This is a genomic window from Roseomonas sp. E05, from assembly GCF_030063475.1.
GTDB lineage: Bacteria > Pseudomonadota > Alphaproteobacteria > Acetobacterales > Acetobacteraceae > Pseudoroseomonas.
The window spans coordinates 1-1,429 of sequence record NZ_JASIRT010000087.1; the positions used below are offsets into that span (position 1 = coordinate 1).

Sequence of the window (1,429 nt, forward strand, 5' to 3'; positions counted from 1 at the left end):
GTGCTCGCCGTCGCCCCCATACGCGAACTGCTGCTCGAGTGGTCCTTCTGGCGGCGGCAGCATCAGGCCGCCGCACGTGTGGCCCACCTCAGATCACGCCGTAAACAGCAACTGTAGTATTACAGCGCCTTTCAAAACCTGGAAAAGCGGTAGTGCTGGGCGATCTGAAGGGCATGGCGAAGCCCTTGATCTCGGATGACCTTTGGTCGGCCATTGAACCGCTGTTGCCACCCGAGCGGCCCAAGCTGAATGGCGGGCGACCAGCGGTGTCCTTCCGGGCTGCCTTGAACGGCATCCTCTTCGTGCTGCGCTCCGGCATCCCCTGGGAGATGCTGCCGCGGGAGATGGGCTACGGATCCGGCGTCACCTGCTGGCGGTGGCTGCGCGACTGGTAGGAGGCTGATGTGTGGGACAGGCTGCAGCGGAAATTGCTGCGCCGCCTGCGCCAGGCCGACCGCATCGACTGGACCCGTGCCTGCGTAGACAGCGCGTCCATCGCGGCGAAAAGGGGGGTGCCGGAACCGGGCCGAACCCGACGGACCGCGGCAAGGCAGGCACCAAGCGCCACCTCCTGACCGACCGGCGCGGCATCCCACTCGCTTTTCTGCTGAGCTGCGCCAACACCCACGACAGCAAGCCCTTCAAGGACCTGCTCGACGCCGTGCCCCTGTTGCAGGGAAACCTGGGCGACCCCGCCGAAGGCCGGACAAGTTGCACACTGACAGGCCTATGATCATCGCCGCTGCCGCGCTTGCCTCCGGCGCGGGATCAAACATCGGATCGCACGCCGTGGCATCGAGAGCAGCCAGAGGCTGGGCAAGCATCGGTGGGTCATCGAGAGCGCACATTCGCATGGGTCAACCGCTTCCGACGCCTCGCCATCCGCTACGAGCGCAAGCACGACATACGCCATGCTCTTACCGCGCTCGCCTGCTCCTTCATCTGCCTCCAACGCACTTCAGGAGCGGTTTTGAAAGGCGCTGTAACGCTGGACCTGGACCACCAAGCCCAAGCGCCTCAATCCGCCGAAATACTAACATCAGATCCGGACCACTTCCGCCGTGTCACCTCATCTTCCACCACCCGCCAGCCCTCGCGCATGGTGGCCAGGCTGACCGGCGCCTCCTCAAGCGGCGGCTGCCCGATCGGTTGCTGCGCGCCTGCGGAAGCGGCTTGGCGGCGCCGCAGCAGGTCTTGGCCTGCTGCCGTCAGGCTGATGACGCAGCGAAGCAGGCCCGGCATGGGCCCCCGTCGTCCGGTCAGCCGCCTCCGTGCGGGGGCGCCAGTGTCCGCGCGGACGGCGATGAGGAGTAAGCGTCAGCCGAGCCTGGCCTTGAGTTGATGGTGCTGGTTCGCCGAATTGGCTGGCATGACGGACAGCACGACGACGGCAGCACTCGCAAACTCCTCTTACGACGGTAGCAGGAGC

1 protein-coding gene and 1 pseudogene are annotated in these 1,429 nt (G+C 65.9%); one reads left to right on the plus strand and one right to left on the minus strand.

The window, feature by feature from the left end:
* Positions 1 to 173: 173 nt before the first annotated feature.
* Positions 174 to 946, plus strand: a pseudogene (locus QMO56_RS26755) (IS5 family transposase); the annotation flags it as partial.
* A 71-nt stretch (positions 947 to 1,017) separates the two neighbouring features.
* On the opposite strand, the gene QMO56_RS26760 reads toward QMO56_RS26755, so the two are convergent.
* Entirely contained in the window at positions 1,018 to 1,242 is a 225-nt protein-coding gene (locus QMO56_RS26760; protein ID WP_283530688.1) for a hypothetical protein, read from the minus strand.
* Positions 1,243 to 1,429 lie beyond the last annotated feature (187 nt).